The organism is Paracidovorax anthurii, from assembly GCF_003269065.1.
GTDB classification, from domain to species: Bacteria; Pseudomonadota; Gammaproteobacteria; order Burkholderiales; family Burkholderiaceae_C; genus Paracidovorax; species Paracidovorax anthurii.
In genome coordinates, this window is the sequence record NZ_QLTA01000006.1 from 103,572 (window position 1) to 129,617 (window position 26,046).

Annotated in this window: 22 protein-coding genes; 7 read left to right on the top strand and 15 right to left on the bottom strand. The window is 70.0% G+C overall.

Features of this window, described 5'->3' with window-relative positions:
• Nucleotides 1-47: 47 nt before the first annotated feature.
• The 6 genes from AX018_RS04985 to AX018_RS05010 form a co-directional block, all read right to left on the bottom strand.
• A complete protein-coding gene (locus tag AX018_RS04985) occupies nucleotides 48-755 on the bottom strand; it encodes a response regulator (protein ID WP_111876198.1) in 708 nt (235 codons plus the stop codon).
• Nucleotides 752-2,323: an ATP-binding protein gene (locus tag AX018_RS04990; RefSeq protein WP_111876199.1), complete on the bottom strand. Its 1,572-nt coding sequence runs from the start codon at nucleotides 2,321-2,323 to the stop codon at nucleotides 752-754. The genes AX018_RS04985 and AX018_RS04990 overlap by 4 nt, the downstream gene beginning before the upstream one ends.
• A gap of 197 nt (nucleotides 2,324-2,520) precedes the next feature.
• Nucleotides 2,521-2,814, bottom strand: coding sequence for a hypothetical protein (locus tag AX018_RS04995; RefSeq protein WP_111876200.1), 294 nt, complete (start codon nucleotides 2,812-2,814; stop codon nucleotides 2,521-2,523).
• A 94-nt stretch (nucleotides 2,815-2,908) separates the two neighbouring features.
• A complete protein-coding gene (locus AX018_RS05000) occupies nucleotides 2,909-3,820 on the bottom strand; it encodes a dioxygenase family protein (protein WP_111876201.1) in 912 nt (303 codons plus the stop codon).
• A 158-nt stretch (nucleotides 3,821-3,978) separates the two neighbouring features.
• Nucleotides 3,979-5,313 (bottom strand): aminotransferase class V-fold PLP-dependent enzyme, encoded by a 1,335-nt coding sequence (locus AX018_RS05005; RefSeq protein WP_111876202.1) that lies wholly within the window; start codon nucleotides 5,311-5,313, stop codon nucleotides 3,979-3,981.
• Nucleotides 5,310-6,230 carry an amino acid ABC transporter substrate-binding protein gene (locus AX018_RS05010; protein WP_111876203.1) on the bottom strand — a complete coding sequence of 307 codons (921 nt, stop codon included), beginning with the start codon at nucleotides 6,228-6,230 and terminating at the stop codon, nucleotides 5,310-5,312. Before AX018_RS05010 ends, AX018_RS05005 begins: the two co-directional genes overlap by 4 nt.
• A 133-nt stretch (nucleotides 6,231-6,363) precedes the next feature.
• Here AX018_RS05010 and AX018_RS05015 point away from each other — a divergent pair, with 133 nt between their 5' ends.
• Complete coding sequence (locus AX018_RS05015) at nucleotides 6,364-7,281, top strand: LysR family transcriptional regulator (protein WP_111876238.1); 918 nt, start codon at nucleotides 6,364-6,366, stop codon at nucleotides 7,279-7,281.
• Nucleotides 7,282-7,303: 22 nt separating this feature from the next.
• On the opposite strand, the gene proX is transcribed toward AX018_RS05015, so the two are convergent.
• The 4 genes from proX to AX018_RS05035 all read right to left on the bottom strand — a co-directional run bounded on the left by proX (nucleotide 7,304) and on the right by AX018_RS05035 (nucleotide 12,238).
• Entirely contained in the window at nucleotides 7,304-8,347 is a 1,044-nt protein-coding gene (gene proX / locus AX018_RS05020) for a glycine betaine/L-proline ABC transporter substrate-binding protein ProX (protein WP_111876239.1), read from the bottom strand.
• Between the two features lie 62 nt (nucleotides 8,348-8,409).
• A complete protein-coding gene (gene proW, locus AX018_RS05025) occupies nucleotides 8,410-9,750 on the bottom strand; it encodes a glycine betaine/L-proline ABC transporter permease ProW (RefSeq protein ID WP_111876204.1) in 1,341 nt (446 codons plus the stop codon).
• Nucleotides 9,747-11,012 (bottom strand): glycine betaine/L-proline ABC transporter ATP-binding protein ProV, encoded by a 1,266-nt coding sequence (gene proV / locus AX018_RS05030; RefSeq protein ID WP_111876205.1) that lies wholly within the window; start codon nucleotides 11,010-11,012, stop codon nucleotides 9,747-9,749. The genes proW and proV overlap by 4 nt, the downstream gene beginning before the upstream one ends.
• 614 nt (nucleotides 11,013-11,626) lie before the next feature.
• A complete protein-coding gene (locus AX018_RS05035; protein WP_111876206.1) occupies nucleotides 11,627-12,238 on the bottom strand; it encodes a TIGR00645 family protein in 612 nt (203 codons plus the stop codon).
• A 227-nt stretch (nucleotides 12,239-12,465) separates the two neighbouring features.
• On the opposite strand from AX018_RS05035, the gene acs reads away from it, so the two are divergent.
• A complete protein-coding gene (gene acs, locus AX018_RS05040) occupies nucleotides 12,466-14,460 on the top strand; it encodes an acetate--CoA ligase (RefSeq protein WP_111876207.1) in 1,995 nt (664 codons plus the stop codon).
• A gap of 54 nt (nucleotides 14,461-14,514) precedes the next feature.
• Here acs and AX018_RS24605 read toward each other — a convergent pair whose 3' ends face one another.
• Nucleotides 14,515-14,922, bottom strand: coding sequence for a hypothetical protein (locus AX018_RS24605; RefSeq protein WP_146749218.1), 408 nt, complete (start codon nucleotides 14,920-14,922; stop codon nucleotides 14,515-14,517).
• Between AX018_RS24605 and AX018_RS05045 the strand changes: the two genes are divergently transcribed.
• Nucleotides 14,921-15,388, top strand: coding sequence for a LapA family protein (locus AX018_RS05045; RefSeq protein WP_111876208.1), 468 nt, complete (start codon nucleotides 14,921-14,923; stop codon nucleotides 15,386-15,388). The two genes, AX018_RS24605 and AX018_RS05045, sit on opposite strands and share 2 nt — an antisense overlap.
• A gap of 104 nt (nucleotides 15,389-15,492) precedes the next feature.
• Here the strand turns inward: AX018_RS05045 and AX018_RS05050 are convergent, their stop codons facing one another.
• Nucleotides 15,493-15,798, bottom strand: coding sequence for a c-type cytochrome (locus tag AX018_RS05050; RefSeq protein ID WP_111876209.1), 306 nt, complete (start codon nucleotides 15,796-15,798; stop codon nucleotides 15,493-15,495).
• 129 nt (nucleotides 15,799-15,927) lie between these two features.
• Between AX018_RS05050 and AX018_RS05055 the strand changes: the two genes are divergently transcribed.
• Together AX018_RS05055 and ilvD are read left to right on the top strand one after the other, a co-directional pair.
• Complete coding sequence (locus AX018_RS05055) at nucleotides 15,928-16,170, top strand: TIGR04438 family Trp-rich protein (RefSeq protein WP_111876210.1); 243 nt, start codon at nucleotides 15,928-15,930, stop codon at nucleotides 16,168-16,170.
• A 323-nt stretch (nucleotides 16,171-16,493) separates the two neighbouring features.
• A complete protein-coding gene (gene ilvD / locus AX018_RS05060; protein ID WP_111876211.1) occupies nucleotides 16,494-18,353 on the top strand; it encodes a dihydroxy-acid dehydratase in 1,860 nt (619 codons plus the stop codon).
• A 127-nt stretch (nucleotides 18,354-18,480) separates the two neighbouring features.
• Here the strand turns inward: ilvD and bfr are convergent, their stop codons facing one another.
• Nucleotides 18,481-18,960, bottom strand: a complete 480-nt coding sequence (bfr, locus tag AX018_RS05065; RefSeq protein WP_111876212.1) for a bacterioferritin — start codon at nucleotides 18,958-18,960, stop codon at nucleotides 18,481-18,483.
• A 238-nt stretch (nucleotides 18,961-19,198) separates the two neighbouring features.
• Here bfr and AX018_RS24610 point away from each other — a divergent pair, with 238 nt between their 5' ends.
• The gene (locus AX018_RS24610) at nucleotides 19,199-19,744 is read left to right on the top strand and encodes a hypothetical protein (protein ID WP_146749219.1); all 546 of its coding nucleotides are present in this window, start codon (nucleotides 19,199-19,201) and stop codon (nucleotides 19,742-19,744) included.
• A 488-nt stretch (nucleotides 19,745-20,232) separates the two neighbouring features.
• Nucleotides 20,233-21,025, top strand: a protein-coding gene (locus AX018_RS05080; protein ID WP_170146180.1) for an IS5 family transposase whose coding sequence is annotated in 2 segments (ribosomal slippage) — nucleotides 20,233-20,492 and nucleotides 20,491-21,025 — 795 coding nt in all. Because the reading frame shifts where the segments join, the coding sequence is not laid out codon by codon here.
• Between the two features lie 33 nt (nucleotides 21,026-21,058).
• Here AX018_RS05080 and AX018_RS05085 read toward each other — a convergent pair.
• Both AX018_RS05085 and AX018_RS05090 read right to left on the bottom strand, forming a co-directional pair.
• A complete protein-coding gene (locus tag AX018_RS05085; protein WP_111876240.1) occupies nucleotides 21,059-23,224 on the bottom strand; it encodes a TonB-dependent receptor in 2,166 nt (721 codons plus the stop codon).
• Between the two features lie 112 nt (nucleotides 23,225-23,336).
• Complete coding sequence (locus AX018_RS05090; RefSeq protein WP_111876216.1) at nucleotides 23,337-25,835, bottom strand: TonB-dependent siderophore receptor; 2,499 nt, start codon at nucleotides 25,833-25,835, stop codon at nucleotides 23,337-23,339.
• Nucleotides 25,836-26,046: the final 211 nt, after the last annotated feature.

The window sequence follows — 26,046 nt, forward strand, 5'->3', positions numbered from 1 at the left end:
AACGAAGTGGTGGCACGGACGGGCGTGCGGGACTCTCCCGCGCTGGTTCAGTTCTCGGGGGGGTCGAACGAGAAGCCCACGCCGTACACCGAGCGGATCCACTCGTGGTCGCTGCCGTCGGCGGCGCGCAGCTTGCGGCGCAGGTTCTTGATGTGGCTGTCGATGGCGCGCTCGTTCACGTCCAGGGTGTCGTCGTAGGCCATGTCCAGCAACTGGGCGCGCGAGAAGATGCGCCCGCTCTGGCGCGCCATGGCCTGCAGCAGCCGGAATTCGCGCGGGGTGAGCGCCACGGGCGTGCCGCGCAGCATGACCTGCCAGAGCGCCTCGTCCATCACCAGCGGCGTGCCGGGCACGGCGGCGGCCACGCGCTCGGCGGCGCTGGCCGCGCCGCGGCGCAGCACGGTGCGCACGCGCGCCACCACCTCGCGCGGCGAGAAGGGCTTGCAGATGTAGTCGTCCGCGCCCAGCTCCAGGCCGATGAGGCGGTCCACCTCCTCCACGCGCGCGGTGAGCATGATGACGGGCCGGTCGTTGTGGCGGCGCGCCTGGCGCAGCACCTCGAGCCCGTCCATGCCCGGCAGCATGATGTCGAGCACCGTGAGGTCGGGCGGCGTGGGGCCGGTGAGGCGGGCGAGGGCGGTGGGCCCGTCGGCCGCGTGCTCGGCCTCGAAGCCCGAGTGGCGCAGATAGTCGAGCACGATGGCCGCGATGTCGGGTTCGTCCTCGACCACGAGGATGCGTTGGACGTCGGTCATGGGGATGGGTTCTCCAGCAGGGGCAGGGTGAGGAGGATGCGCAGGCCGCCCAGCGGCGAGGCCTCGGCCGCGATGCGGCCGCCGTGCGCCTGCACGATGGCGCGGCAGATCGCCAGGCCCAGGCCGGAGCCGCCCATGTCGCCCTCGGCGCGGGTGCGGGAGGCTTCGGCGCGGTAGAGCCGGTCGAAGACGCGCGCCAGTTCGTGGGGCGCCACGCCGGGGGCGGTGTCGTCCCACTGCAGCACGAGCTGCGCGCCGCCGTCCGCGCGCACGGTGCGCGCGGCGATGCTCAGCCGGCCGCCGGCATCGGTGTAGCGCAGGCTGTTTTCCAGCAGGTTGAGGAACACGCGGTGCAGCTGCGGCGCATCGCCGCGCACCACCGGCGGCGGGTGGCCGCCCGCGGCCGGCTCCAGCGCCGGGGCGTCCACCGCGATCTCGGCCTTGTCGAAGCGGGGCTGCATGGAGGCGATCGCCTCGGCCAGCAGGCCGAGCGGCAGCACGGGCACCAGCGCCGAGGGCATGCCGCCGCCGGCGGAGTCCAGGCTCGCGCGCAGGTCGCCCACGAGCTGGATCAGGCGCATCACCTGCCGGTGCAGGCGCAGCGCGGTCTTGTCGTCGAAGGGGCGCACGCCGTCCTGCACGGCCTCGATCTCGGCGCGCATGGCGGCCAGCGGGGTGCGCAGCTCGTGCGCCACGTCGCCGATCCACTGGCGGCGCGAGGCCTCCATGCCGCCGAGCTGCTCGGCCATGTCGTTGAAGGTGCGCGCGAGCCGGGCCAGTTCGTCGTCGCCCTGCACCGCCACGCGCGTGTCGAGCCGTCCTGCGGCCACGCCGCGCGCGCCGTCCACCAGCGCGCCGATGGGCGCCAGCCAGCGCCGCGCCAGCCACCAGGAGAGCCACAGCGCGAGCGCCAGGCCGGCGGCGCCGGTCCAGGCGACGAACACGAGCTGCTGGCGCAGGAAGGCGCGGTCGGCCTCGGAATCCACGCCGACGGGCGGCGAGAGCACGAGCTGGCCGATGGCCTCGCCCTTGGGGCCGCGCAGCAGGCGGCGCGCGGCGCCGTCGAGCGGCCGCGTGCCCGCCACGAGGTTCTGGTCCGCATCGACGAGGCCCAGGCGCTGCGAGAGGGCATGGCCCGTGGGCTCGGGCGGGGGCGGGCGGTAGGCGGGCGGCGGGGCGTTGCGGTCCGGCAGGTCCGCCGAGGGGCCCGTGCCGTCCGTGCTGCCCGGCCAGCCGCGCGGGGCGGGGCGGCCCTCCGCGTCATCGGCGCTGCGCGGGATGCGGCTGCCGTCGGGCATGCGGGGGGGCGGGGGCATGTCGCCGGGCCGGTGCATCTGGCGCCACAGTCCGGGCTGGGTGCGCAGGGTTTGCCAGCCGCCGTGCAGCACGTACATGCGCTCCAGCCGCGCCGCCAGCCAGTCGAGCCGGCCGAGTTCGATTTCGGCCACGTACGGCCCCAGCCCGCGCTGCAGGCCCAGTCGGGAGAACCCCACGAAGATCACGAGCAGTACGGCCAGAAGAATGCTCAGCGCGAGGAAGGCTTTGCTTTGGAGGGTGAGGCGGGGCATCGGAGGGGCAGTGGGCGCACGGCGGCGCGGTCGGGCCAGAAGGTGTGAATGAATCCGGCGTGGGCCGATCGGCCGCCAGAATGCGCCCGATCCAGGCGCAAAGCACAGCCGTAGCTCGGGCTACGGCGAGCATTTGCAACGCAGAGCGGGCGCATTCTGGCGGGTTGAGCGGCCATGGCGGGTTCTTTCACACCTTCTCAGCGTGCGGGCGGCGGGCCGCCTGCTCCCGGAGGCCCGCCGGCGGGCATGGCCACGAGGGAGCCGTTCATTGTGCGGCATGTGCCCTGCAGCGTCTTGCCGTCCGGCATGGTGAGCGTGACCGTGGCGCCCTCTGTCTGGCCCTGGCAGGCGGTGTAGGCCTCGGGCGGCGGCGGGGGCGGCTGGTGGCCGTCGTGGGGCGGCTGCTGCGCGCTGGCCAGGGGGGCGGCCAGGGCGGCTGCCAGCAGGAACGCCGCCAGCGGCAGCGTGGAGGGGGTGCGTTGGTGTGTCATGGCGTCGGTGGAAAAAAGAAAGCCGGCCGCGGGGCAGCCGGAAGGGGTGAGAAAAAAAGAGGGGGACGATGCCCCCCCAAGGGGATCGGTTCGCTCAGGCCGCGATGGAGATCGTGGCCGTGGCCGTGTAGCCGCCGCTGCCGTCGCTGGCCATGGTGGTCATCTGCAGCTCCACGCCGTCGCTGAAGATGTTGTCGGTGGCGAAGGTGATGCCGGCCAGGTTGCGCACGCTGGCGCTGTAGCCGGAGTTGGCGTTGTAGATGGCGCTCAGCGTCTCGGTGGGGAACGCGAGCTGCGTGGTCTTGACCTTGTTGCTGGCCGTCGTGGCCACGGAGAGACTGGGGTAGATCTCCAGGTGCATGTGCGGCATGCGGCCCGAGTAGCAGCCGGGCACGATGGTGGTGAAGGTCACCTTGCCGCTCGAATCGGTGGCCTGCACGCCGCGCAGGTAGTTCGCGGCGATGCTGTTCTCGTTGTAGACCGAGTAGTTGCCTTCCTGCGAGCAGTGCCAGAGGTAGATGGCATAGCCTTCCAGCGCCGCGCAGTTCGAGCGCGTGTTGGTGAGCGTGATGGTGATGGTCAGCGGCACGCCGCCCACGTTGCTGGTGGCGCCGATGTTCTTGCGGATGTCGGTGCGCACGATGCCGCTCAGGGCCAGCACGTTGTAGGTGGCGTTGCTGGCGGTGGAGCCGTCGGCGGGGTAGGGGCCGGCGGTTTCCTCGGGCACGACGGAGCAGGTCTGCGTGGTGGTGCCTGTGCCCGTTCCCGTACCGGTGCCTGTTCCCGTGCCGGTGTCCGTCGTGGTGCCCGTGCCAGTGCCGGTGCCCGTCCCCGTTCCGGTGGTGGTGTCGGTCGCGGTGGCCGTGGTGTCCGAGCCTCCGCCGCAGCCCAGAATTCCGGCCACGCCGAGCGAGCTGATGGAGCCGAGGGTGCCCAGGGCCAGGCGGCGGCGGGTGGTGTCCGTGCGGTCGGCTTCCGCGGGGGTGCGGGTCAAGGTCTGTGCCATCTTTTCCTCCTTCGTTGTGGGTGACGGGTTCCCACTTTGCGGGCCAATCGAGGAGAAAAATGGGCGGGCGCGTGCCCCGGGCCGCCCCGCAGCCCAACGCGGCGTTGGTTCTGCGATTACGGAAATTCATGCAGCCCGCGGCCCGCGGGCTGCGGGGGCTATGGGGCCACCGCGCGGGCCTGCGCGATGTCCTGCGTGGCGCGCAGGAAGCGGTCCACGTCGGCCGCGCCGTGGCAGTGCAGGGGCGAGACGCGCACCGCGCCGTCGATGCCGAAGGATTCGAGCATGCGGCGCGAGTAGATGCTGGCCGTGCTGCGCTCATACACCGTGATGCCGCGCCGCGCGTATTCGCGCACCGCGTCCGTGCAGTCGAGGTGGTCGAAGCCGATGGCGATGATGAGGTCGCGCCGCGCGAGGTCGTCGTGGTCGAGGAACACGCGCACGCCCTCCTGCGCGCGCAGGCCCGGCGCGTCGCCCCCGCCCGCGAGCAGGCGCCGCAGCAGCGCGCGCTCGTGCAGTTCGATGCGCTCGATGCCCGCCGCGAAGCGCTCGCGCCGCGTGGCATCGGGCGCTGCGCCGCCGCCCTGCGGGTGCGTGCCGATCCAGCAGACGTAATCCACGATCTCGGTCAGCACCGCGAACTGCCAGGGCGAGGCGCTGCCCAGGTCCCAGAAGCCCGGCGCCTTGCCCGAGAGCTTGTGGTGCGGCAGCACGGCGGCCCGGTCCGACAGCCATGCCAGGCCCGAGCCCCGGCAGCCGAAGAACTTGTAAGGCGCGATGTTGATGCCGTCCACCGGCGCGGCCTGCAGGTCGATGAGGCCGTGCGGCGCGTGCTGCACGGCGTCCACGAGGATGTGCAGGCCGGGCTTCACGGCGCGTGCGGCGCGCACGATGGCCGGCAGGTCGAGCTTGGCGCCCGAAATGTTGGAGGCATGGATCACGTTCAGCACGCAGGTGTCCGCGTCGATGAGCCGCGCGATCGCCTCCACGTCCACGCCGCCCGTGGCCGGGTTGCTGGGCGCCACGCGCAGCTCGCGCCCGGTCTGGCGCGCGTAGCGCTCCATCGCGTCGTAGGCCGAGGGGTGCTCCAGCACGGTGGTGACCATGTTGGTGCCCGGCACGTTCTCGGCCACGGCGCGCACCATGTCGAACATGGCGCCCGAGGCGGTGAGCGCCGCGTACACGCTGCCGCCCCGCGCGTTGAGCAGCATGCGCAGGTCGTCCGCGCCGCCGGCCTGGATGCCCTGCAGTTCGCGCGCGGTGTCGTGAATGCGCTCGGTGTTGTCGGGCACCGCGTCCACCTGCGCGAGGCGCTCCACGGCGGCGCGCAGCCGCAGCGAGCCGCCCGCGTTGTCGAAGTAGAGCCGCTCGCGGCCCTGGTGGTCGCGCTCCACGTGCAGGAAGCGCGCGCGCACCTCGGCCATCAGCGCCGGCGGAAAGGGCAGGCCGTGGGGGTGCGCCGCGCCGCTGGGGGAAGGGCCGGCCGTCGTCATTGCACGCCCTTGTTGCCGGGGTTGCGGTAGGCCTCCCGCACGGCGTCGGTCATGGGGAAGTTCAGGTTCGCGTTGTTCGGCGGAATGGGCTGCGTGAACCAGCGCGCGTAGAGCCGCTCCATCTCGCCCGACTTCATGAGCTGGATCACCGTCTGGTCCACCAGCGCCTGGAAGGCCGGGTCGTTCTTGCGCAGCATGATCCCGTAGGGCTCCTGGCGCAGCGTCACGTCCTTGAGGATGCGGTAGTCGCCCGGGGAGGGCGAGGTGGCGATCAGGCCCGCGAGCTGCACGTCGTCCAGCACATAGGCATCGGCGCGGCCGCTGGCCAGCAGCAGGAAGGCGTCGGCCGTGTCCTTGCCCGAGAGCTCCTGCACGTCCACCTTCTCGGTGCGCCGCAGGTTGCGCAGCAACTGGATCGAGGTGCTGCCGGCCACGGTGGCCACCGTCTTGCCGCCCAGGTCCGCGAGCGACTGGATGCCGGAGTTCTTCTTCACCGCGATGGTGATGTTGGTCACGAAATGGCTGGGCGCGAAGCTCGCGTGCTGCTGGCGCGCCACCGAGTTCGTGGTGGTGGCGCAGTCCAGGTCCACCGTGCCGTTCTGCAGCAGCGGGATGCGGTTGAGCGAGGTGAGCAGCGTGTACTGCACGCGCAGCGCGGGCAGCCCCAGGCGGGCCTTCACCGCATCGACGATCCGCAGGCAGATGTCGTTGGAAAAGCCCACCGGATCGCCGCTGCCCGTGGGCTTGTACGAGAACGGGATCGAGCTGTCGCGGCTGCCGATCACGATGGTGCCGGTTTCCTGGATCTTGCGCAGCGTGTCGATGTCCTGCGCGGAGGCGGGCTGGGACAGCAGGGCGGCGGCCAGGACGGCGGCCAGCGCCGGCAAGGCGGGGCGGGAGGGGCTGCGAGGGGGCATGGCGGGCTCCGGAGTGAATGCGAAGGGGGTGGAAGGCATTCTGGAAGCCCGCTTGCGTAGAAAAAAAGCGATTTTTTGTGCTCGAATCACATGAGGAAAAGTGATTCATTCAATCGATGGGGCCTGGGCCATGATGACCTTCAAGCAACTGGAAGCGCTGTACTGGATCGTGCAGCTCGGCGGCTTCGCGCCCGCGGCGCACAGGCTGCACACCACCCAGTCCGCCGTCTCCAAGCGCGTGCAGGAGCTGGAGCAGCTCTTCGATACGCCGCTCTTCGACCGCAGCCTGCGCACCGCGCGCCTGACCGAAAAGGGCGAGGAGATGTTCGTCATCGCCCGCAAGCTGCTGCGGCAGCGCGATGACGCCGTGGAGCAGTTCGGCAAGCCCGGCGTGATCGAGCGGCGGCTGCGCCTGGGCGTGACCGAGCTCACCGCCATGACCTGGCTGCCCCGGCTGGTGGCGCTGGTGCGCGCGCACTACCCGAAGGTGATCCTGGAGCCCGACGTGGACGGCAGCCTGCCGCTGCGCGACAAGCTCCTGGCCGACGAGCTGGACCTGGTCATCGTGCCCGATGCCTTCTCCGACACGCGCCTGGCCTCCACCGAGGTCGGCCGCGTGGACAGCGCGTGGATGGGCAAGCCCGGCCTCGTGGCCGGTGCCGCGCACGGCCCCGTGCGCCTGCACGAACTGGCGCGCCACCGCATGCTGGTGCAGGGCAGCAGTTCCGGCACCGGCCGCATCTACGACGCGTGGATGGCCGAGCGCGGCGTGGAGCCCGCCGATTCCATCGTGGTGAGCAACCTCGTGGCGCTCACGGGCCTCACCGTCTCGGGCCTGGGCGTGGCCTACCTGCCCCGGGAATGCCTCGTGCCGCTGGTCGCGGCGGGCATGCTGGAGGTCATCGAGGTCGAACCTGCCCTGCCGCCCGTGCCCTACGTGGCCATGCACAAGGGCGAGCACCGCAGCGCCCTCGTGTCTTCCATCGTCATGCTCGCGCAGTCGTGCTGCGACTTCTCGCAGGCCTTCCAGAAGGAGGGGGCCGCGGCCTGACGGCGCGTGGCCGCGCCGGGCGTCAGTGCGCCGCGGCCGCCATGGCCTGCCGGACCCAGCCGTCGAAGGTCTGCTGGTGCGCGCGGATCCAGCCGTCCGCGTGGCGCTCGATGTCGGCCTGCTTGTTCTGGCCGTTCTTCATCGCCAGGTTCTGCGCGTTGATGTCGCCCACGGGCAATTGCATCGCCTCGAAGAGCTTCGCGGCGGCCGGGTTCTTCTCCGCGAAGGCCTTGTTGGCCACGATGCGCTGGGTGTTGAGCACGAAGCCGTAGTTCTTGCCGTCCGGCAGCTTCGTGTCGATGCCGGCCTGCTCGCCCGGCAGGGACGAGCGCGGCACCTGCAGCCACACCACCTCCTGGCCCGGGCGCAGCACGCCGCTCACCCAGTAGGGCGTCCACGTGTAGTAGAGGATGGGCTGGCCCTGCTTGAAGCGCGTGATGGTGTCGGCCATCAGCGCCGCATAGCTGCCCTGCACGTGCGTGACCGTGCCGGAGAGGCCGAAGGCCTTCATCTGGTGCTCGATGACGGCCTCGCAGCCCCAGCCGGGGTTGCAGCCCGTGAGGTCCGCGCGGCCGTCGCCGTTGGTGTCGAAGAGCTTCGCGAGCTTCGGGTCCTTGAGCTGGTCGATGTGCGTGATCTTGTACTGCTCGGCGGTCTTCCGGTCGATCAGGTAGCCCTGGGTCGCGTTGGTCGAATAGGCGCCCTTGCGCCAAAGCTTCGCGTCGCCGCCCGCGTTCTTGTAGAAGTCGGCGTGCAGCGGGTCCCAGTGGGCGGCCATGAAGGTCGCGTCGCCGTTGGCGATGGCCACGTGGGCCGTGGCGTACTCGATCTCCTTGATGGGCTGCACGTCGTAGCCGAGCTTTTGCAGCCCACGCGAGACGAGCAGCGTCTGGAAGGCCTCCTCGGCGTTCGAGCTTTGCAGCGGCTGCACTTTCACGCCCTTGCCGGGCAGGTCCTGGGCGCGGGCCGCCGGCCCGGCCAGGGCCAGCAGGCCGGCGAGCGCGCAGAGCGCGGCGCCGGCCGCCCGGCGGAGCGAGGCGGGTGCGGGGTGGGGATGGCGGGTCATGGCAATGGTCATGGGGGATGGATTCCTGGTCATGCGGATGGGAGGGAAGGGCGGTGGCGCATTCAGCGGCCCGAGCCCGCGAGGGCGGGGCGCTGGCCGGCATGGGGGGCATCGCCGGCCTGCGCGGGGCTTGCGGCCTCCCGCGCGGGGCTGGCTGCAGGGCTGGCGGCCGGCGCCGCAGGGCGGCGCGGCGCGAGGAGGGCCGCCAGCAGGCCCGCGGGGCCCGTGCGCCACCACTGGCGCGCGCCGCGCCGGGGCTGGCCCAGCGCCTGCGTGAGCCGGTCCAGCGTGATCGCGAGCAGCACGATGCCCAGGCCGCCCACGGCGGCCAGCCCCATGTCGAGCCGGCCGATGCCGCGCAGCACCATCTGCCCCAGGCCGCCCACGGCGATCATCGAGGCGATCACCACCATCGAGAGCGAGAGCATCAGCGCCTGGTTGATGCCGGCCATGATCGAGGGCAGGGCCAGCGGCAGCTGCACCTTCCAGAGCAGTTGCAGCGGCGAGGCGCCGTAGGCGCGCGCGGCCTCCACCAGATCGGGCCGCACCTGGCGCAGGCCCAGGTTGGTGAGGCGCACCAGCGGCGGCAGCGCGAAGACGATGGTCACCACCACGCCGGGCACGTTGCCGATGCCGAACAGCATCACCACCGGCACCAGGTACACGAAGGCGGGCGTGGTCTGCATCGCGTCCAGCGCCGGCCGCAGCAGGCGCTGCGCGCGGTCGCTGCTGGCCAGCAGGATGCCCAGCGGCAGCCCCAGCACCAGGCAGAACGCGAGCGAGGTGAGCACCAGCGAGAGCGTCACCATCGCCTCCGGCCAGATGCCCAGCATCGCCACCAGCAGCAGCGACACCACGGTGCCCAGGGCCAGCGCGCGGCCCGCGAACTGCCACGCGATCAGGCCGATCACCGCGATCATGCCCAGCGCGGGCAGGCCCATGAGCACCGACTGCACGCCCGCCAGCGTGGCATCCACCGGCGCGCGCACGCCCTGGAACATGGGGCGGAAATGCTCCACCGCCCAGGTGAGGCCCTGGTTGATCCAGTGCTCCACGGGCAGCGAGCCGTCCCAGAACTGCGACAGGTGCAGGCCGCCGGCCGCCTGGGACGGATCGGCGCCCGCGAGCGCGTCCGGGGCCGCTGCGGCGCCCGCGCCGGGGTCGGGCGCGGCGTTCAGCCAGTCCGCGCCGCCGCTGCCGTCCGTGCCCCCTGCACTGGTGGAGGCCGCCCAGGGATCGGGCGCGGCCGGCTCCGTGGCGGGCGGTGCCTGCGGCGCATCGAGGGGCGTGGCGGCGGCCGGGCCGTCGCCCGCCGAGGCCCAGGGGTTGGTGTCCGGCGCCGTCGCGGGCAGGGCGGACGTGGCGCCGGTCTCGGCGGAGGTGGTCATCGGCGTGGCGTTCATGCGGGGCTCCTTGCCGCTTCTGCGGCGGCGGTGGTCGTGGCGGGCGGGGCCGTGGGCGGCAGGGGCGGCGTGTCGCGGTCGAGGAAGCGCAGCAGCGTGGTCTTGCTGATCACGCCGCGCAGCCGGCCGCCGCCCTCCACCACGGGCAGCGCGCAGGGCGCCTGCGCCACCTGGCCGAACAGGTCCGCCACGGGCGCGTCGGCGGCGATCGCGTCCACGCCGGGCAGGTAGGCGTGGTGCAGGCCCAGCGGGCCCACGTGCCCGTCGAGCGCGCCGCGCAGCGAGTCGGCGGAGACGGTGCCCAGGTACTGGCGCGCGGGGCTCACCACGTAGGCGTAGTCGCGGTCCTGGTCCTGCAGCAGCTGCAGCGCCGCGCGCGCGCCCCGGTCGCGGTGCTCGGAGACCACGGTGAGCGGGCGCCGCGCGATGTCGCCGGCCTTGAACACGGCCGCCGCGTCCACCCCGCGCACGAAGTCGCGCACATAGTCGCCCGCCGGGTTGCGCAGGATCTCGTCGGGCGTGCCCACCTGCACCACGTGGCCGTCCTTCATGATCGCAATGCGGTCGCCGATGCGCATGGCCTCGTCGAGGTCGTGAGAGATGAAGACGATCGTGCGGCGCCGGATCTGCTGCAGCCGCAGCAGCTCGCTCTGCATCTCGGTGCGGATGATCGGATCGAGCGCCGAGAACGCCTCGTCCATCAGCAGGATCGAGGGGTCCGACGCCAGCGCGCGGGCCAGCCCCACGCGCTGCTGCATCCCGCCCGAAAGCTCGTCGGGATAGCTCTGCGCCCAGCAGGCCAGGCCCACCTGCTCCAGCGCGGCGGCGGCCTGGCGCTGGCGCCCGGCGCGGTCCACGCCGGCCAGCTCCAGGCCGAAGGCGGTGTTGTCCAGCACCGTCATGTGCGGCATCAGCGCGAACGACTGGAACACCATGCTGATGTCCTTGCGGCGCAGCGCGCGCAGCTCGCGGTCCGCGAGGGCGTTGATGTCGGCACCCTCGACGAGGATGCGCCCGGCGGTGGGCTCGATGAGCCGGTTGAGCATGCGCACCAGCGTCGATTTGCCGGAGCCCGACAGCCCCATCACGACGAAGATTTCGCCGGCCTCGATGGTGAAAGAGGCGTCGAAGACGCCGATCGACTGCCCGGTGCGCGCCAGGATCTCCTGCTTGCTGCAGCCCTGGCGCACGAGTTCGAGCGCGGTCTCCGGCGCGTCGCCGAATACCTTGAAAACATGGTCGATGGTGATTTGCTTGGCCACGTCGTGGGTCCTCCCTCGGTTGGAAACGGGTTGAACGAACACGCCCGGGCAGGCGCTCCATGGGCGGAGCGCCTGCCCGGGCCCGGGGCCGGTCACGCGGCGGAAAACCTGATGCGGCGGCGGCGCGCGGCGCGGGCGAAGGCGCCGGCGTCGCCGGAAAACGGTGGGCACGGAGAACGGCCCGGGTTTGGCCCGCATGGCACGCGAAGGCGGTGCGCAAGGGCAGGGGGCGCGCGCCGGAGAGGTCGGGGCTGCGAGGACTCCGCCGGCGCCCCGCGAAGGGGCATCAGGGCCGGGGACCGGCCATGGTGTCGGCGGCCGGATGCGGGGCAACGGCGGCCGACGGGGGGATCCAGGCTTGCGGGAAGCGCGGATTACCTGCGCTGCAGGTTGTAAAACACCGCGAAAGTGTAGGCATTTGGTGTTATTGAGTCAAAACACCGGGATTTCGGGATGTGTTACTCGCGGGCGCGGCAAGGGCGCGGACCCGGCCGCGCCGGGCCATGACGCTTGCTATCTTTTTGATAACAAGAAAAGTCCATTCCACAACGACATGGGCCCCGGAACACCCGATTTCTCGGGGTTGCCGGGGCCCGGGAGGCTCGAAGGCGGGCTCAGTGCTTCTCGTGCGACACGTTCAGCAGCCTGTCCGTGTAGGCGATGGCGATCGCGCTCCCCAGGAAGGCCACGTGGATGATCGTCTGCCACATCAGCACCTTCTCGTCGTAGTTGGCGGCGTTGATGAAGGTCTTGAGCAGGTGGATCGAGCTGATGCCGATGATCGACAGGCCCAGCTTCACCTTCAGCACCGAGGCGTTCACGTGGCCCAGCCATTCGGGCTGGTCGGGGTGGCTGTGCAGGTTGAGGCGGCTCACGAAGGTCTCGTAGCCGCCCACGATCACCATGATGAGCAGGTTGGAGATCATCACCACGTCGATGAGCGCGAGCACCACCAGCATGATCACCGTCTCGTTGAGCATGGTGACCTCCACGCCGGGCTTGTAGCCCACGCTGTTGACCAGCGCCTGCAGCGCGGTGGTGTTGCCGAAGGCGGCCTCCACCAGGTGCCACAGCTCCACGAGGAAGTGCCACACGTACACGCCCTGGGCGACGATCAGGCCCAGGTACAGCGGCAGTTGCAGCCAGCGGCTCGCGAAGATCAGCGAGGCGAGGGGGCTCAGGGAAGGGCTCCTGGAATGGGGAGCGTTGGAGTGCGGAGAAGCCATGGCGGGGTGGAAAAAGTCCGGGTAGTGCTGCGGTGAGCGGGAGTGCGGCGCGATTCTAGAGCCGATTCCCGGGACATCCCGGTGGCCCGGGGCGGGGGGCTGTGGTAGGCGTAGCATGTGGGCCGCGAAGGCGTGTGGGCGGTGCTGGAAAAGCGTCAGTGGCGTGTAAGTGCGGCCCCGGAAAGTACGCCGGAAACCTTTCAAAACGACCCCTGGAGACAAAGCCAATGAGTGCGTCCTCGTCCGCGATCGAATCCGTGCTGGTGGAAAACCGCGTGTTTCCGCCCCCCGAGGCCTGCGAGAAAGCCGCCCGCATCTCGGGCATGGCCGGCTACGAGGCCCTGCAAGCCGAGGCCGGGCGCGACTTCGAAGGCTTCTGGGCGCGCCTGGCGCGCGAGAACGTGCGCTGGACCAAGCCCTTCACGCGCACGCTGGACGAATCCAACGCGCCCTTCTTCCAGTGGTTCGCCGACGGCGAACTCAACGCCAGCGCCAACTGCCTGGACCGCCACGTCGGCACGCCCACCGAGCACAAGACCGCCATCGTCTTCGAGGCCGACGATGGCGCGGTCACCAAGGTCACCTACCGCGAGCTGCTCGACCGCGTGGGCCGTTTCGCCAATGCGCTCAAGGCCGAGGGCGTGAAGAAGGGCGACCGCGTGCTCATCTACATGCCCATGACCATCGAGGGCGTGGTCGCCATGCAGGCCTGCGCGCGCATCGGCGCCACGCACAGCGTGGTGTTCGGCGGCTTCTCGGCCAAGGCGCTGCAGGAGCGCATCATCGACGCGGGCGCGGTGGCCGTCATCACCGCCAACTACCAGATGCGCGGCGGCAAGGAGTTGCCCCTCAAGGCCATCGTGGACGAGGCCCTGGCCATGGGCGGCTGCGACACCATCCGCAGCATCCTCGTATACCAGCGCACGGCCACCGCCTGCGCCATGGTGGCGGGCCGCGACAAGACCTTTGGCGACGCCCTGGCCGGCCAGCCGGCCGAATGCGCGCCCGAACCGGTGGGCGCCGAGCACCCGCTCTTCATCCTCTACACCAGCGGCTCCACCGGCAAGCCCAAGGGCGTGCAGCACGCCACCGGCGGCTACCTGCTGTGGGCCAAGCTCACGATGGACTGGACCTTCGACCTGAAGCCCGAAGACGTCTTCTGGTGCACGGCCGACATCGGCTGGATCACGGGCCACACCTACGTGGCCTACGGGCCGCTCGCCGCGGGCGCCACGCAGGTGGTGTTCGAGGGCGTGCCCACGTACCCCAACGCCGGCCGCTTCTGGCAGATGATCGAGCGCCACAAGGTCTCCATCTTCTACACCGCGCCCACGGCCATCCGCTCGCTCATCAAGGTGGCCGATGCCGACGAGAAGGTGCACCCCAGGAACTGGGACCTCTCCAGCCTGCGCATCCTGGGCAGCGTGGGCGAGCCCATCAACCCCGAAGCCTGGATGTGGTACCACCGTAACGTGGGCGGCGAGCGCTGCCCCATCGTCGATACCTTCTGGCAGACCGAGACCGGCGGCCACGTCATCACGCCCCTGCCGGGCGCCACGCCGCTGGTGCCGGGCTCGTGCACGCTGCCGCTGCCGGGCATCGCCGCCGCCATCGTGGACGAGGCGGGCAACGACATCGCCAACGGCACGGGCGGCATCCTGGTCATCAAGCGCCCCTGGCCCAGCATGATCCGCACCATCTGGAACGACCCCGAGCGCTTCAAGAAGAGCTACTTCCCCGATGAGCTCAAGGGCTACTACCTCGCGGGCGACGGCGCCGTGCGCTCGGCCGACCGGGGCTACTTCCGCATCACCGGCCGCATCGACGACGTGCTGAACGTCTCGGGCCACCGCATGGGCACGATGGAGATCGAGTCGGCGCTGGTCGCCAAGACCGACCTCGTGGCCGAGGCCGCCGTGGTCGGCCGCCCCGACGACGTCACGGGCGAGGCCATCTGCGCCTTCGTGGTCCTCAAGCGCCCACGCCCCACGGGCGACGAGGCGAAGGCCATCGCCAAGGAACTGCGCGACTGGGTGGCCAAGGAAATCGGCCCCATCGCGAAACCGAAGGACATCCGCTTCGGCGACAACCTGCCCAAGACCCGCAGCGGCAAGATCATGCGCCGCCTGCTGCGCTCCATCGCCAAGGGCGAGCAGATCACCCAGGACACCAGCACGCTGGAGAATCCTGCCATCCTGGATCAGTTGGCACAGGCCAACTGATCCAGGAGCGCCGGGAGGCGCGCAGCGAAGCTGCTGGCAGGATTCGGGGAGCACTCATGTCGCGAAGCGACGTGACGTGATCACCAAAACCCTGCGATCCTGGATCAGTTGGCGCAGGCCAATTGATCCAGCGGGGGCGCCGTGAGGCGACCCAGCGCGTAGCGCATCGCAAGGTTTGACGGCACTCATATCGCCGAAGGCGATGTGATGTGACGGCAGAATCAAGCGCTCCAAGGCGCGCAGCGAAGCTGCTGGCAGGATTCGGGGAGCACTCATGTCGCGAAGCGACGGCGCCGTGAGGCACCCCACCTGTGAGCACGTGTTTCCCCACTGTAGGACGGTGCCGGTTTCGGCGCCGTCCACCCCGGGCAGGCGCCAGGGCCGGGTTACAACCTCCGGCGAACGCGCCGTGGCGGCAGGCATGCCATGGCGTTCGGCATCCACACCGGGGAGAAACGCCATGTCCATCCGATCCATCGTCCTGCTGCTCATCGTGGCGGCCATCGCCGTGCTGGCCGCGCTCAACTGGAGCACGCTGGCCACGCCCTCGTTCATCTCGCTGGGCATCACCTCGTTCGAGGCGCCGCTGGGCCTGCTGATGCTGGGGCTCACCGTGCTGCTGGGGGTCTTCTTCATCGCCTACGTGCTGTCGCTGCAAGGCTCGGTGATGCTCGAGACGCGCCGGCACGCCAAGGAGATGCAGACGCAGCGCGAACTCGCCGACAAGGCCGAGGCATCGCGCTTCACGGAACTGCGGGTGTTCCTGGAAACGCAGCACCAGCAGGGCCACGCCGCGCTCCTGGCGCGCCTGGAGGTGCTGGAGACGCACCTCGCGGCACGCGTGCAGGAGTCCGACAACACCACCGCCGCCTACGTGGGGCAGTTGGAAGACCAGTTGCGAACCAAGCGGCGCGATCCGGTGCTCTGAAATCGCAGATCGCGCACGGCGCGAGACAGGGCCGGCGCCGCCGGGCAAGAAAAAGCCGCCTGGATCGCAGGCGGCTTTGGGGCCGGGCGGAGGGGCCGAACGGTTTACTTGATGGTCAGCACCCAGGCCGCGAGCTTCTTGGCATCGGCGTCGTTGACCTGCGCGTTGGCGGGCATGGGCACCGGCCCCCACACGCCCGAGCCGCCCTTCATGATCTTGGCGGCCAGCTTGTCCGCGGCGTCCTTCTGGCCGGCGTACTTGGCGGCCACGTCCTTGAACGACGGACCGACGAGCTTCTTGTCCACGGCATGGCAGGCCATGCAGTTCTTTGCGGTGGCGAGCGCCTGGTCGGCCAGGGCGGGCGTGGCGGTTGCGAAGGCCAGCAGGAGGAGGGGGAGCGTGCGCTTCATCGGGTGGGCTTTCGTGTGGGGTAGTATGCGACTCAATGAAATTGTAGTAGTCGGGGTTGACGGGGCCGGGGCCAGGGAGTTCCGCATCCGGCCGGCCCGCCGCACGGCGCAGCACTGGAGGTCGCCACCATGTACACCCTGGGTCTCGGAATTCTCCTGGTGCTGCTCAAATACCTTGAAATCGGCCCCGTCGCGAACTGGAGCTGGTGGTGGGTGCTCACGCCGTTCGCTGTCACCGCGGCATGGTGGGCCTGGGCCGATGCCACGGGCTACACCAAGCGCAAGGCCATGGAGAAGATGGACCAGCGCCGCCAGGACCGCATCGACAAGAACAAGGAAGCCATGGGCGTGCGGCCGCGGAAGCCGAGGTAACCCCCTGAGCCGCCTTCGGCGTCTTCCCCCAAGGGGGACGACGCTGGTGGACGGGCGGAGCCCGATCCACGGCGTCCGCTGGCGTGGCCTGCTCCGCGGCCTTCGGATGGGTGAGGGCGTGCGGGTGCATGCGCTGCGGGCGAAGCGCACTCACTGCATCGCACGGCGCCCGCTTTTGATCGGCAGACTGGATGCCCGCCTTTCAGATGGCGGGCCTTCATCGCGGCAAGGCAAGGGCACGTGGCCCGGCGGGAGAAAAGCACTGGAGGATAATCCTGTGTTGCCCTGCGCAACCGATCCCCCAACCGATCCCCCGACCCACGATGCCCGCATACCGTTCCAAGACTTCCACCGCCGGACGCAACATGGCCGGCGCCCGCTCCCTGTGGCGAGCCACCGGCATGAAGGACGAAGACTTCAGCAAGCCGATCATCGCCGTGGTGAACTCGTTCACGCAGTTCGTGCCCGGCCACGTGCACCTGAAGGACCTGGGCCAGCTCGTGGCGCGCGAGATCGAGGCTGCGGGTGGCGTGGCGAAAGAGTTCAACACCATCGCCGTCGATGACGGCATCGCCATGGGCCACGACGGCATGCTGTATTCGCTGCCCAGCCGCGACATCATCGCGGACTCGGTCGAATACATGGTCAACGCGCACTGCGCCGATGCCATGGTGTGCATCTCCAACTGCGACAAGATCACCCCCGGCATGCTCATGGCCGCGATGCGGCTCAACATCCCGGTCGTGTTCGTCTCCGGCGGCCCGATGGAGGCCGGCAAGACGCGCCTGGCCAACCCCGTCACCAAGACCATCGAGTTCAAGAAGCTCGACCTCGTCGATGCCATGGTGATCGCCGCCGACGAAAACTACTCCGACGCCGACGTGGCCGAGGTGGAGCGCTCCGCCTGCCCCACCTGCGGCTCGTGCTCGGGCATGTTCACCGCCAACTCCATGAACTGCCTCACCGAGGCGCTGGGCCTCTCGCTGCCCGGCAACGGCACCGTGGTGGCCACGCACGCCGACCGCGAGCAGCTCTTCAAGCGCGCGGGCCGCCGCATCGTGGAGCTGGCCCGCCAGTACTACGAGCACGATGAAGAGCGCATCCTGCCGCGCTCCGTGGGCTTCAAGGCCTTCGAGAACGCGATGACGCTGGACATCGCCATGGGCGGCTCCACCAACACCATCCTGCATCTGCTGGCCATCGCGCGCGAGGCGGGCATCGACTTCACGATGGCCGACATCGACCGCCTCTCGCGCACCGTGCCGCAGCTGTGCAAGGTGGCGCCCAACACCAACAAGTACCACATCGAGGACGTGCACCGCGCCGGCGGCATCATGGCCATCCTGGGCGAGCTGGAGCGCGCCGGCAAGCTGCACACCGACGTGCCCACCGTGCACGCGCCCACGCTGGGCGACGCGCTGAACCAGTGGGACATTGTGCGCACGCAGGACGAAGCCGTGCGCCATTTCTACATGGCCGGCCCCGCGGGCATTCCCACGCAGGTGGCGTTCAGCCAGAACACGCGCTGGCCCAGCCTGGACCTGGACCGCGCCGAGGGTTGCATCCGCTCCTACGACCACGCGTTCTCGAAAGAGGGCGGCCTCGCGGTGCTGCGCGGCAACATCGCGCTCGATGGCTGTGTGGTGAAGACCGCGGGCGTGGATGAATCCATCCACGTGTTCGAGGGCTCGGCCCACGTCACCGAATCGCAGGACGAGGCCGTGGAGAACATCCTGGCGGGCAAGGTGAAGGCCGGCGACGTGGTCATCGTGCGCTACGAAGGCCCCAAGGGCGGCCCCGGCATGCAGGAAATGCTCTACCCCACCAGCTACATCAAGTCCAAGGGCCTGGGCAAGGCCTGCGCGCTGCTGACCGACGGGCGCTTCTCGGGCGGCACCTCGGGCCTCTCGATCGGCCACTGCTCGCCCGAGGCGGCGGCCGGCGGCGCCATCGGCCTCGTGCGCGACGGCGACAAGATCCGCATCGACATCCCCAACCGCACGATCGACGTGCTGCTCTCCGACGAGGAACTGGCCCGCCGCCGCGAGGCGCAGAACGCGCTGGGCTGGAAGCCCGTCCAACCGCGCCCGCGCCGGGTGTCGGCTGCGCTCAAGGCCTATGCCAAGCTGGTGATGTCCGCCGACAAGGGCGCCGTGCGCGACCTCTCGCTGCTGGACGACTGATCCGCGAGAGGGCGGTGCCCCCGTGTGCGGGGCGCCCTGGAAACAAAAAAAAGCCGCACCGGCGACGGTGCGGCTTTTTGCTATTGTTTTGGTAGCTAACGAGGCAGCATTCTCGCCGACATGGGGCTCATGGCGTGCCGGAAGCGGTCTGCGACTGCAGGTAGTTCGGCAGGCCCACGCGCTCGATGAGGCCGAGTTGCTTTTCGAGCCAGTAGGCGTGGTCCTCTTCGGTGTCGCGCAGTTGCGCGAGCAGGATGTCGCGGCTCACGTAGTCGCGCACGCTCTCGCACAGCTGCACGCCCTTTTGCAGTGCGGCGCGCACTTCGTACTCGGTGTCCAGGTCCTTGCGCAGCATCTCGGGCACGGTGGTGCCCGGCGTGAACTCGCGCGGGCGCATGTCGGGCAGGCCGCCCAGGAAGAGGATGCGGCGCAGCAGCGCGTCGGCGTGCTGGGTTTCTTCCTCCATCTCGTGGTTCAGGCGCTCATAGAGCTTCACGAAGCCCTGGTCCTCGTAGATGCGCGAGTGGATGAAGTACTGGTCGCGCGCGGCCAGTTCGCCGCGCAGCAGGTCCTTGAAGTAATCGACGACCTGTGGGTTGCCCTGCATGGTGTTTTCCTTGTTTTCGTGAGGCGGGGAGTATCGCGCCGGCGCGGCGGTTTGTCGCGAAAGCCCCCGGACCGGCGGTTTGCATGCGCACGGGGATCAGAAGCGTTCGCATTGGGGCGGAACAGGGCGGCGATGCCCATGGGGTTTGTTGCGCTCGCACCCGCTCTTGTGGCGGTGTCGCCCCATCTTGTCGGGTTGGCTGTGCTGCCTGCGATTGAGCACTTGGGCCAGCACTGCTTTGCTGGACCTGTCCGTTGCTCTTCGCAAAACATCCGTGGTGCGTGCGAAACCCAGCAAAATGGACAAGTCACATTTTTCGGTTGCCGCGTCCATGGCCCTGCCACCCCTTCCCACCCCCCATGCACCATCCAACGGAAGGCGGTTCGCCGTGGCGCTTGTCTGCTGGCTGCTTTCGAGTATCGGGGTCGCCATGTCTCTGATCGGCGTTACAGGAGCGGCCGTGGTATCGCTGGTCCGGGATGCGACGGTCGGTCCTGTGGCGCTGATCGGCATGGCGGTACCCTACGCATGGCTGTCCCTGTATTTCATGAGCCGGGCCTGGGTGACGGGCCGGCCGGTCGCGTGGCACTGGCACGTCTTCGGTCCGTTCGCAGGTGCGCTGTGCGCTGCGTTCTTTTGGTCATTCGCATGGCTTTATGCGTCGGCACTCGCGCTGGGTGTTTATCTCACCTGGTTCCATTTCCTCGGGAAAGCGCCGCAAGCACGACCCGGAGAAGACAAACCCGTCGTCACGGTCGAGATTCGGACCTGGTGGGACAAGTGAGCATGGTGCAGGTGCGAATGTCGTATCGGGTACCGGTGACATTCCGCAGTGCCATGGCCGCAGGCACATGCTGAGCCGTCCCCTGCACCTGCTGGCTGGCTGTGTTCTTGCCGGCTTAGGCCTTCAAGCGGCCAGCGGGACCAGACCCTATCCACTGGATTGGCCGCACTCCGGCGAAGTGCTCACCTATCGCTCCTGCGGCTGCGCCGATGCCTGCTGGGTCGCCGAAGTTCGGCACAGGCGCACGCAGGCCCTCAAGGCCCGGCTGCGGTGCGACTGCGAAACACTCTCCTATGAGCAACCCTCCGCTCCGGCGCGGACGGGGCCCCTGGGAAGCTGCGAGCCCATCAATCGCAGCGAGCACAAGCCCGAAGCGATCCGCGAGAGGCTGGAGCGATCCTTGCACCCCGGTGCGGGCGGGCGACCAGAGGCCGCCCGTCCTTAGAGCGTGTTCAAAGTCTCCCGCTGAGCCATGAGAAGCTCGAGGGATGAGAAAGAGCTACCCGAGCGACATAAGCCGATCCCAGTTCGAGGCCATCAAACCGCTGCTGGAGAGCGCGCGCAAGAAAACCAGCCCCCGGCGTGTGGACCTCTACGAGGTGTTTTGTGCGGTGCTCTACCTGCTGCGTAGCGGCTGCCAGTGGCGCATGCTGCCTGAGGAGTTTCCGAAGTGGCGCACGGTGCATTCGTACTGGACCATCTGGAGCGAGCAGCGCGAAGGCGGTAGCCTGCTGGAGCGGGCTTTAAAAAAATCAGGTTGGCGCGGCCCGCGAGAGACTGGGGCGCAACGCCTGCAGCGCGTTCTTGATCGTGGACGCGCAGAGCGTGAAGAATGCGGACACGGCGGCCTTGAAGGGCTATGACGCGGGCAAGAAGGTTTCGGGTATCAAGCGCCACATTGCGGTAGACACCCAGGGACTGCCGCACGCGGTGGCAGTCACTACCGCCGAAGTGACCGATCGCAAGGGAGCCCTGCAGGCATTCGCGCGGTGCAGGTCGGGCCTCGGGCAAGTCGAAAGCGTGCTGTGTGACAGCGGCTACGTGGGCGAGCCCTTCGCGCAGGGCGTACGAGAGGCGCTTGGTGAGCATGTCACGGTGCAGATTGCCAAGAAGAGCGAGTTGCACACCTTCAAGGTCATGCCCAAGCGCTGGGTGGTCGAGCGCAGCTTCGCATGGCTGGAGAAGAACCGCAGGCTGTGGAAGAACTGCGAGCGTTGGCTCAACACCAGTCTGCAGTTCGTCCACTTGGCCTTCCTGGCACTTCTGCTCAGGAGACTTTGAACACGTTCTTAGGTTTTGCGATTGGCGTAAACCTCAGAAATCCACCGCCGCCGACAGCATCAGCGTGCGCGGCGCGCCCACGGTCACGTAGTTGCTGACCACCCAGTAGTTCTTGTCGAACACGTTCTCCAGGCTGGCGCGCAAGACCACGGGCTTGCCGGAGACCTTGGTGGCGTAGCGGGCGCCGATGTCCAGGCGCGTCCACTGGCCCACGCGCAGGCGGTTGGCGGCGTCGGCATAGACCGGCGAGGTGTGGATCACGCGGCCGTTGAGGCTCAGGCCCGGCACCCAGGGCGTGTCCCAGTCCAGGCCCAGGTTGAAGGTGCGGTCGGGCACGCCGGCGGCGTCGTTGCCCTGGTTCGTGCCGCCGGCGGTGCGCGTGACCTTCGCGTCGTTGAAGGCGGCGCTGGCCATCAGGCGCAGGCCGCGCTGGATCTCGCCGTAGGCCGTCAGCTCCAGGCCGCGGTTGCGCTGCTCGCCGCCGAAGCTGTAGAGGTTGGTGACGGGGTCGGTGATGGCGCCGGGGCGCTTGATCTGGTAGAGGGCCGCCTGGGTGGTCATGCGGCCCCAGTCCACCTTCACGCCCACTTCGTGCTGCTTGGACTTCTGCGGCGCGAAGGTCTCGCCGGCGTTGGCGGTGGTGACGCCGGCCGTGGCACCGCGCGTGAGGCCGGCGGTGTAGTTGGTGTAGAGCGAGATGTTCTTCGCGGGCTTGAACACGAGGCCGGCCAGGGGCGTGACGGCGCTCTTCTTGTAATGGCTCGTGGCGGCGCCGCTGGCCGGGTTGTAGTTGTCCTGCTGCATGGTCTGGTCGCGCAGGCCGAGCGTGACGAGGAAGCGGTCGTTCGCGAACGACATCGTGTCGGCGATGGCGATGCTGTGCTGCTTCGTGACGGAGCTCTTGCCCGGCGCGCCGCGCGCCACGGTCATGGGCGGCAGGGGGGCGGGGTTGTAGAGGCTGGAGGGGGCCGACGTGGCCGAGGTGGCGTAGAAGTAGCCCGTCTCCTGGTCCAGGAAGTTCAAGCCCAGCGCGAGCGTGTGCTTCACGCCGCCGGTGGAAAAGCGCGTGCGCAGGCCGGCGTCGGCGGCCTTGGATTTCGTGTACTGGTCGTAGTAGGCGTTCGACACGTTGAAGTTGCCCGCCGCATCCGGGCGGCCGCTCGGGAAGGTCTGTTCGTAGTCGAGGTCGGTGTAGCCCACGCTGCCGTAGACGGTGGTGCTGTCGTTCAGGTCGTGCTCCAGGCGCGACAGGACGGTCTTCACGTTGTCCTGCAGTTTCGTGCCGGGGTAGAAGTTGAGCCGCGCATCGGGCACGGCGGGCACGGCCGTGGCCGAGCCGGCGAAGCTGGTCTGGGGCCGGAACTCCTTGGTTTCGCCGCGCGTGGCGATGGCGTCCAGCGACCAGCGCGTGCGGGCGCCGGCATAGTCCAGGCCGACCGAGCCCAGGTTCAGGTTCTGCTTGCCGCCGTCGATGTTGCCCTCGCCGCCGCGCACCAGGCCGTTGACGCGCACGCCCCACTGGTTGTCCTCGCCGAAGCGGCGGCCCACGTCCAGGTGGGTGCCGAACTCTGCCTTGCCCATGTAGGTGGCGGTCAGGCGCGTGAGCGGGATGTCGGACGCGCGCTTGGTGACCACGTTGATGCTGCCGCCGATGCTGCCATTGGGGCCCACGCCGTTGGCGAGCGCGCCCGGGCCCTTGAGCACTTCCACGCGCTCGATCATCTCCAGCGGGATGCGCGTGGAGGGGGCGAGGCCGAAGAGGCCGTTCATGCTGATGTCGCCGTTGGAGACGGTGAAGCCGCGGATCTGGAAGTCGTCGCCGAAGCCGCCGCGCGAGGTGAGCGTGCGCACGGAGGCGTCGTTCATGACCACGTCGGCCACGCTCAGGGCCTGTTGGTTCTGGATCAGCTCGGAGGTGTAGTTGGTGGTGCTGAAGGGCACGTTCATGAGGTCGGTGGTGCCCAGGATGCCCAGGCTGCCGCCGCGCGCGAACTGGCCGCCCGCGTAGGTCTTCTGCAGGCCGCCGATGGCCTCGGCCTGCTCGGAGACGACCACTTCGTCCAGCGCCGCGCGGCTCGTGGCCTGCGCGGCCGCGCCCGCGGCGGCGAGAGCCAGGCCGGCGCCGAGGCACTGCCGCAGCAGGAGGGCGAGCGGGGTGGGCGCGAAGCGGGGAGCGGTGCGGGAGGATCGGTGGTGCATGGTGTTCATGGCGAGAGGGGTTGGAGAAGAGAGAAAAGGGAGAAGGCCGCGGGGGCCGTGGTCCGGCGGGGCCGGGCGGGAGGGCGGCGGCGCCGGGGAGCCGGCGCGCGCCTCAGAAATCGGCGCGCAGCGAAAGCGTCACGTTGCGCGGGTCGCCGTAGTAGTTGTTGAAATAGGTGCTGTTGGGCGAGAACTTGCTGTAGTAGGTCTTGTCCGAGAGGTTGTTCACGTTGAGCTGCACGGTGTAGGTGCGGTCGATGCGGTAGGCCAGCAGGGCGTCGAAGAGCGCGTAGCCGCCCTGGCGCGCGGTCACGCTGCCCACGGTGGCGTAGGCATCGCTCTGGACGCGGGCACCGCCGCCCACGGTCCAGCCGCGCAGGCCGCCGCCCAGCCGGTGGCTGGCGAAGAGGCGCAGGGCGTGGCGCGGGTCCACGCTGCGCAGGGGCTGGCCGGCGGTGGCGTCCACGGCGTCGCGCAACTGGCGGGTGCGGGTGTAGGTGTAGCCGGCCATGACCTGCCAGCCGGGGCCGGGCTCGCCCGCTACTTCCAGCTCCCAGCCCTCGCTGCGGCTCTTGCCGCCGGCCCGGTAGCAGGCGCTGGTGGCGGAGGCGGGCACGCAGGAGGAGGAAGCGGCGGCGGTGTCCAGCTCCGCCTGGCCCACGTGGTGGATGCGGAACACCGACAGCGAGGCGCTCAGCCGCCCGCCGAGGAATTCGCCCTTCAGCCCGGCCTCGAAGTCCTCGCCGCGCAGGGGGGCGATGACGCCGCCGCTGGCGGCGCGGTAGTTTTGCGGCGTGAAGATCTCGCTGTAGCTGGCGTAGGCGCTCACGCGGTCCGAGAGGTCATAGACCAGGCCGGCATAGGGCGTGACTTCGCGGTCCACGCCATAGCTGCCGGCGGGGTTGGCGGGCACCTCGTGGCGCCACCAGCCCACGCGGGCGCCGAGGGTGGCGGTGAGCGGATCGGCCAGCGACAGGCGGGCCGTGGCGTGGGCCCCCTGCTGCCGGGTGAGCGAGGCGTCGGCGGTGAAGGCCGTGCCGTTGCCGGGCGCGTAGGCGGGCTCCGGGTAGCTGCGGTAAGGGTCCCAGTCGCGCAGGTCGATGCCGTTCAGCGGGCCCACGCCCCAATGGCCGGAGGGGCCGGTGGTCCGCATCCGCAGGGCATCGGCGCCCACCGTCAATGCGTGCCGTCGCCCGAACAGCTGGACGGGGCCGCTGGCCGCGAGGCCCAGGGCGTTCTGCGTGCCCGCATCGGCGCCGTAGAGGGAGGTGCTGACGTTGACGAGGTAGGGGTTGGTGGCGCTGGCGCTGGAGAACGAGGTCTGCCTGAACCCGTCGGTGCGCAGGCGCGTGTGCGCGGCGCCGAGCCGGGCGCTCCAGCCGTTGCCCCAGCGGTGCGAGAGTTCGGCGAAGGCCTGCTGGTTGTGGCGGTCCCACTGGTTCCAGTCGGTGCCCAGGTAGGTGCCGCGCGGCAGGTTCAGCGGCGTGCCGTCGGTGTGGGCGGGCAGGCCGCCCCAGGCGCCGGTGGCGTCCAGCGCGGTGTGCTGCAGGCTGGCCGCGAGGGTGGTGCCCGGGGCCAGGTCGGCCTCGATCGCGCCGTAGAGCACCCGGCGCGATTCCGAGCGCGCGGCCTGGAAGAAGTCCTTGTCGTCCGCCACGGCGACGAGGCGGCCGCGCAGTGCGCTGGTGGCGCCGAGCGGGCCGGAGAGGTCGGCCTCCAGGCGGCGGCGGTTCCACGAGCCCAGCGACAGGGCGGCGGAGGCCTGGAAGTCCGGGGTCGGGCGCTTGCGCGCCAGGTTGACCGTGGCCGACGGGCTGCCCGCGCCGCGCAGCAGGCCGGCGGCACCGCGCAGGATCTCCACGCGGTCGAGCACCGCGGTGTCGGGCTGGATGAAGAGGGAGGCGGGCGCGTTCTGGCCCAGGGGCAGTCCATCCACCTGCAGCGTGTCGATCTGGTGGCCGCGCGACCAGTAGGTCACGCGCTCGCTGTCGGTGTAGTCCACGGCGATGCCGGGCGTCTGCTGCAGCACGTCGTGCAGGTCGCGCAGGGCCCGGTCGTCCATGAGCCGGCGCGTGACCACGGTGACGGGCTGGGGGATGCCGCGCGCCGACGCAGCGCCCGGGAACAGCGTGACCGCGCCGCCGGCATAGGACGCCGAATGCTCGGTGGTGACGGCCGCGCCGGCGGCGGGCGCGCTCACGGTGACGGTGGAGAGCGTGGCCGCCGCGCCCCGGGCCGGCGCCAGGGCGCGCAGCGTGTAGATGCCGCCCGCGCCGCGCGCCGCCTGCAGGCCGGAGCCTTCCAGCAGCCGGGCGAACCCGGCCTCCACGCCCCAGCGGCCCTGCAGGCCGGGCGAGTGCCGCCCGGCGAGGGGCGCGGCGTGGAACGAGAGCGCCACGCCCGCGGCATGGGCGTAGCGGGCCACCACCTGCGCCAGCGGGCCGGCGGGGATGGAGAACATCCGCTCGGCTGCCGTCTGGGATGGGGCCTGGGCGGCGGGTGCGCCCGGCAGCAGACCGCCCAGCGCGGCGGCGCACAGCAGCGCGGCACGGCCGGCCCGCGCCAGCGGGCGGGGCGCGGGGGTGGTGCGGTGGCGGCGGGCGGGCGGCATGGGGAAGCGGGAGCGGGAGCGGGAGGGCAACGGAAACAGGAGCGGCGGTGGCGCGGGACTTCACCCGGTAAGCCGGACGGGGCGGGCGGAACCTGCAAGCCGCGCCGCACTTTTTTTGCATTCCAGCGGTCGATCGGGAGCGTTTCAGGCTCCATGTCGCCGTGAATGTTGAATAGTTTGCTATCTTTTAAGTAGCAATCAAAAAGAAGGT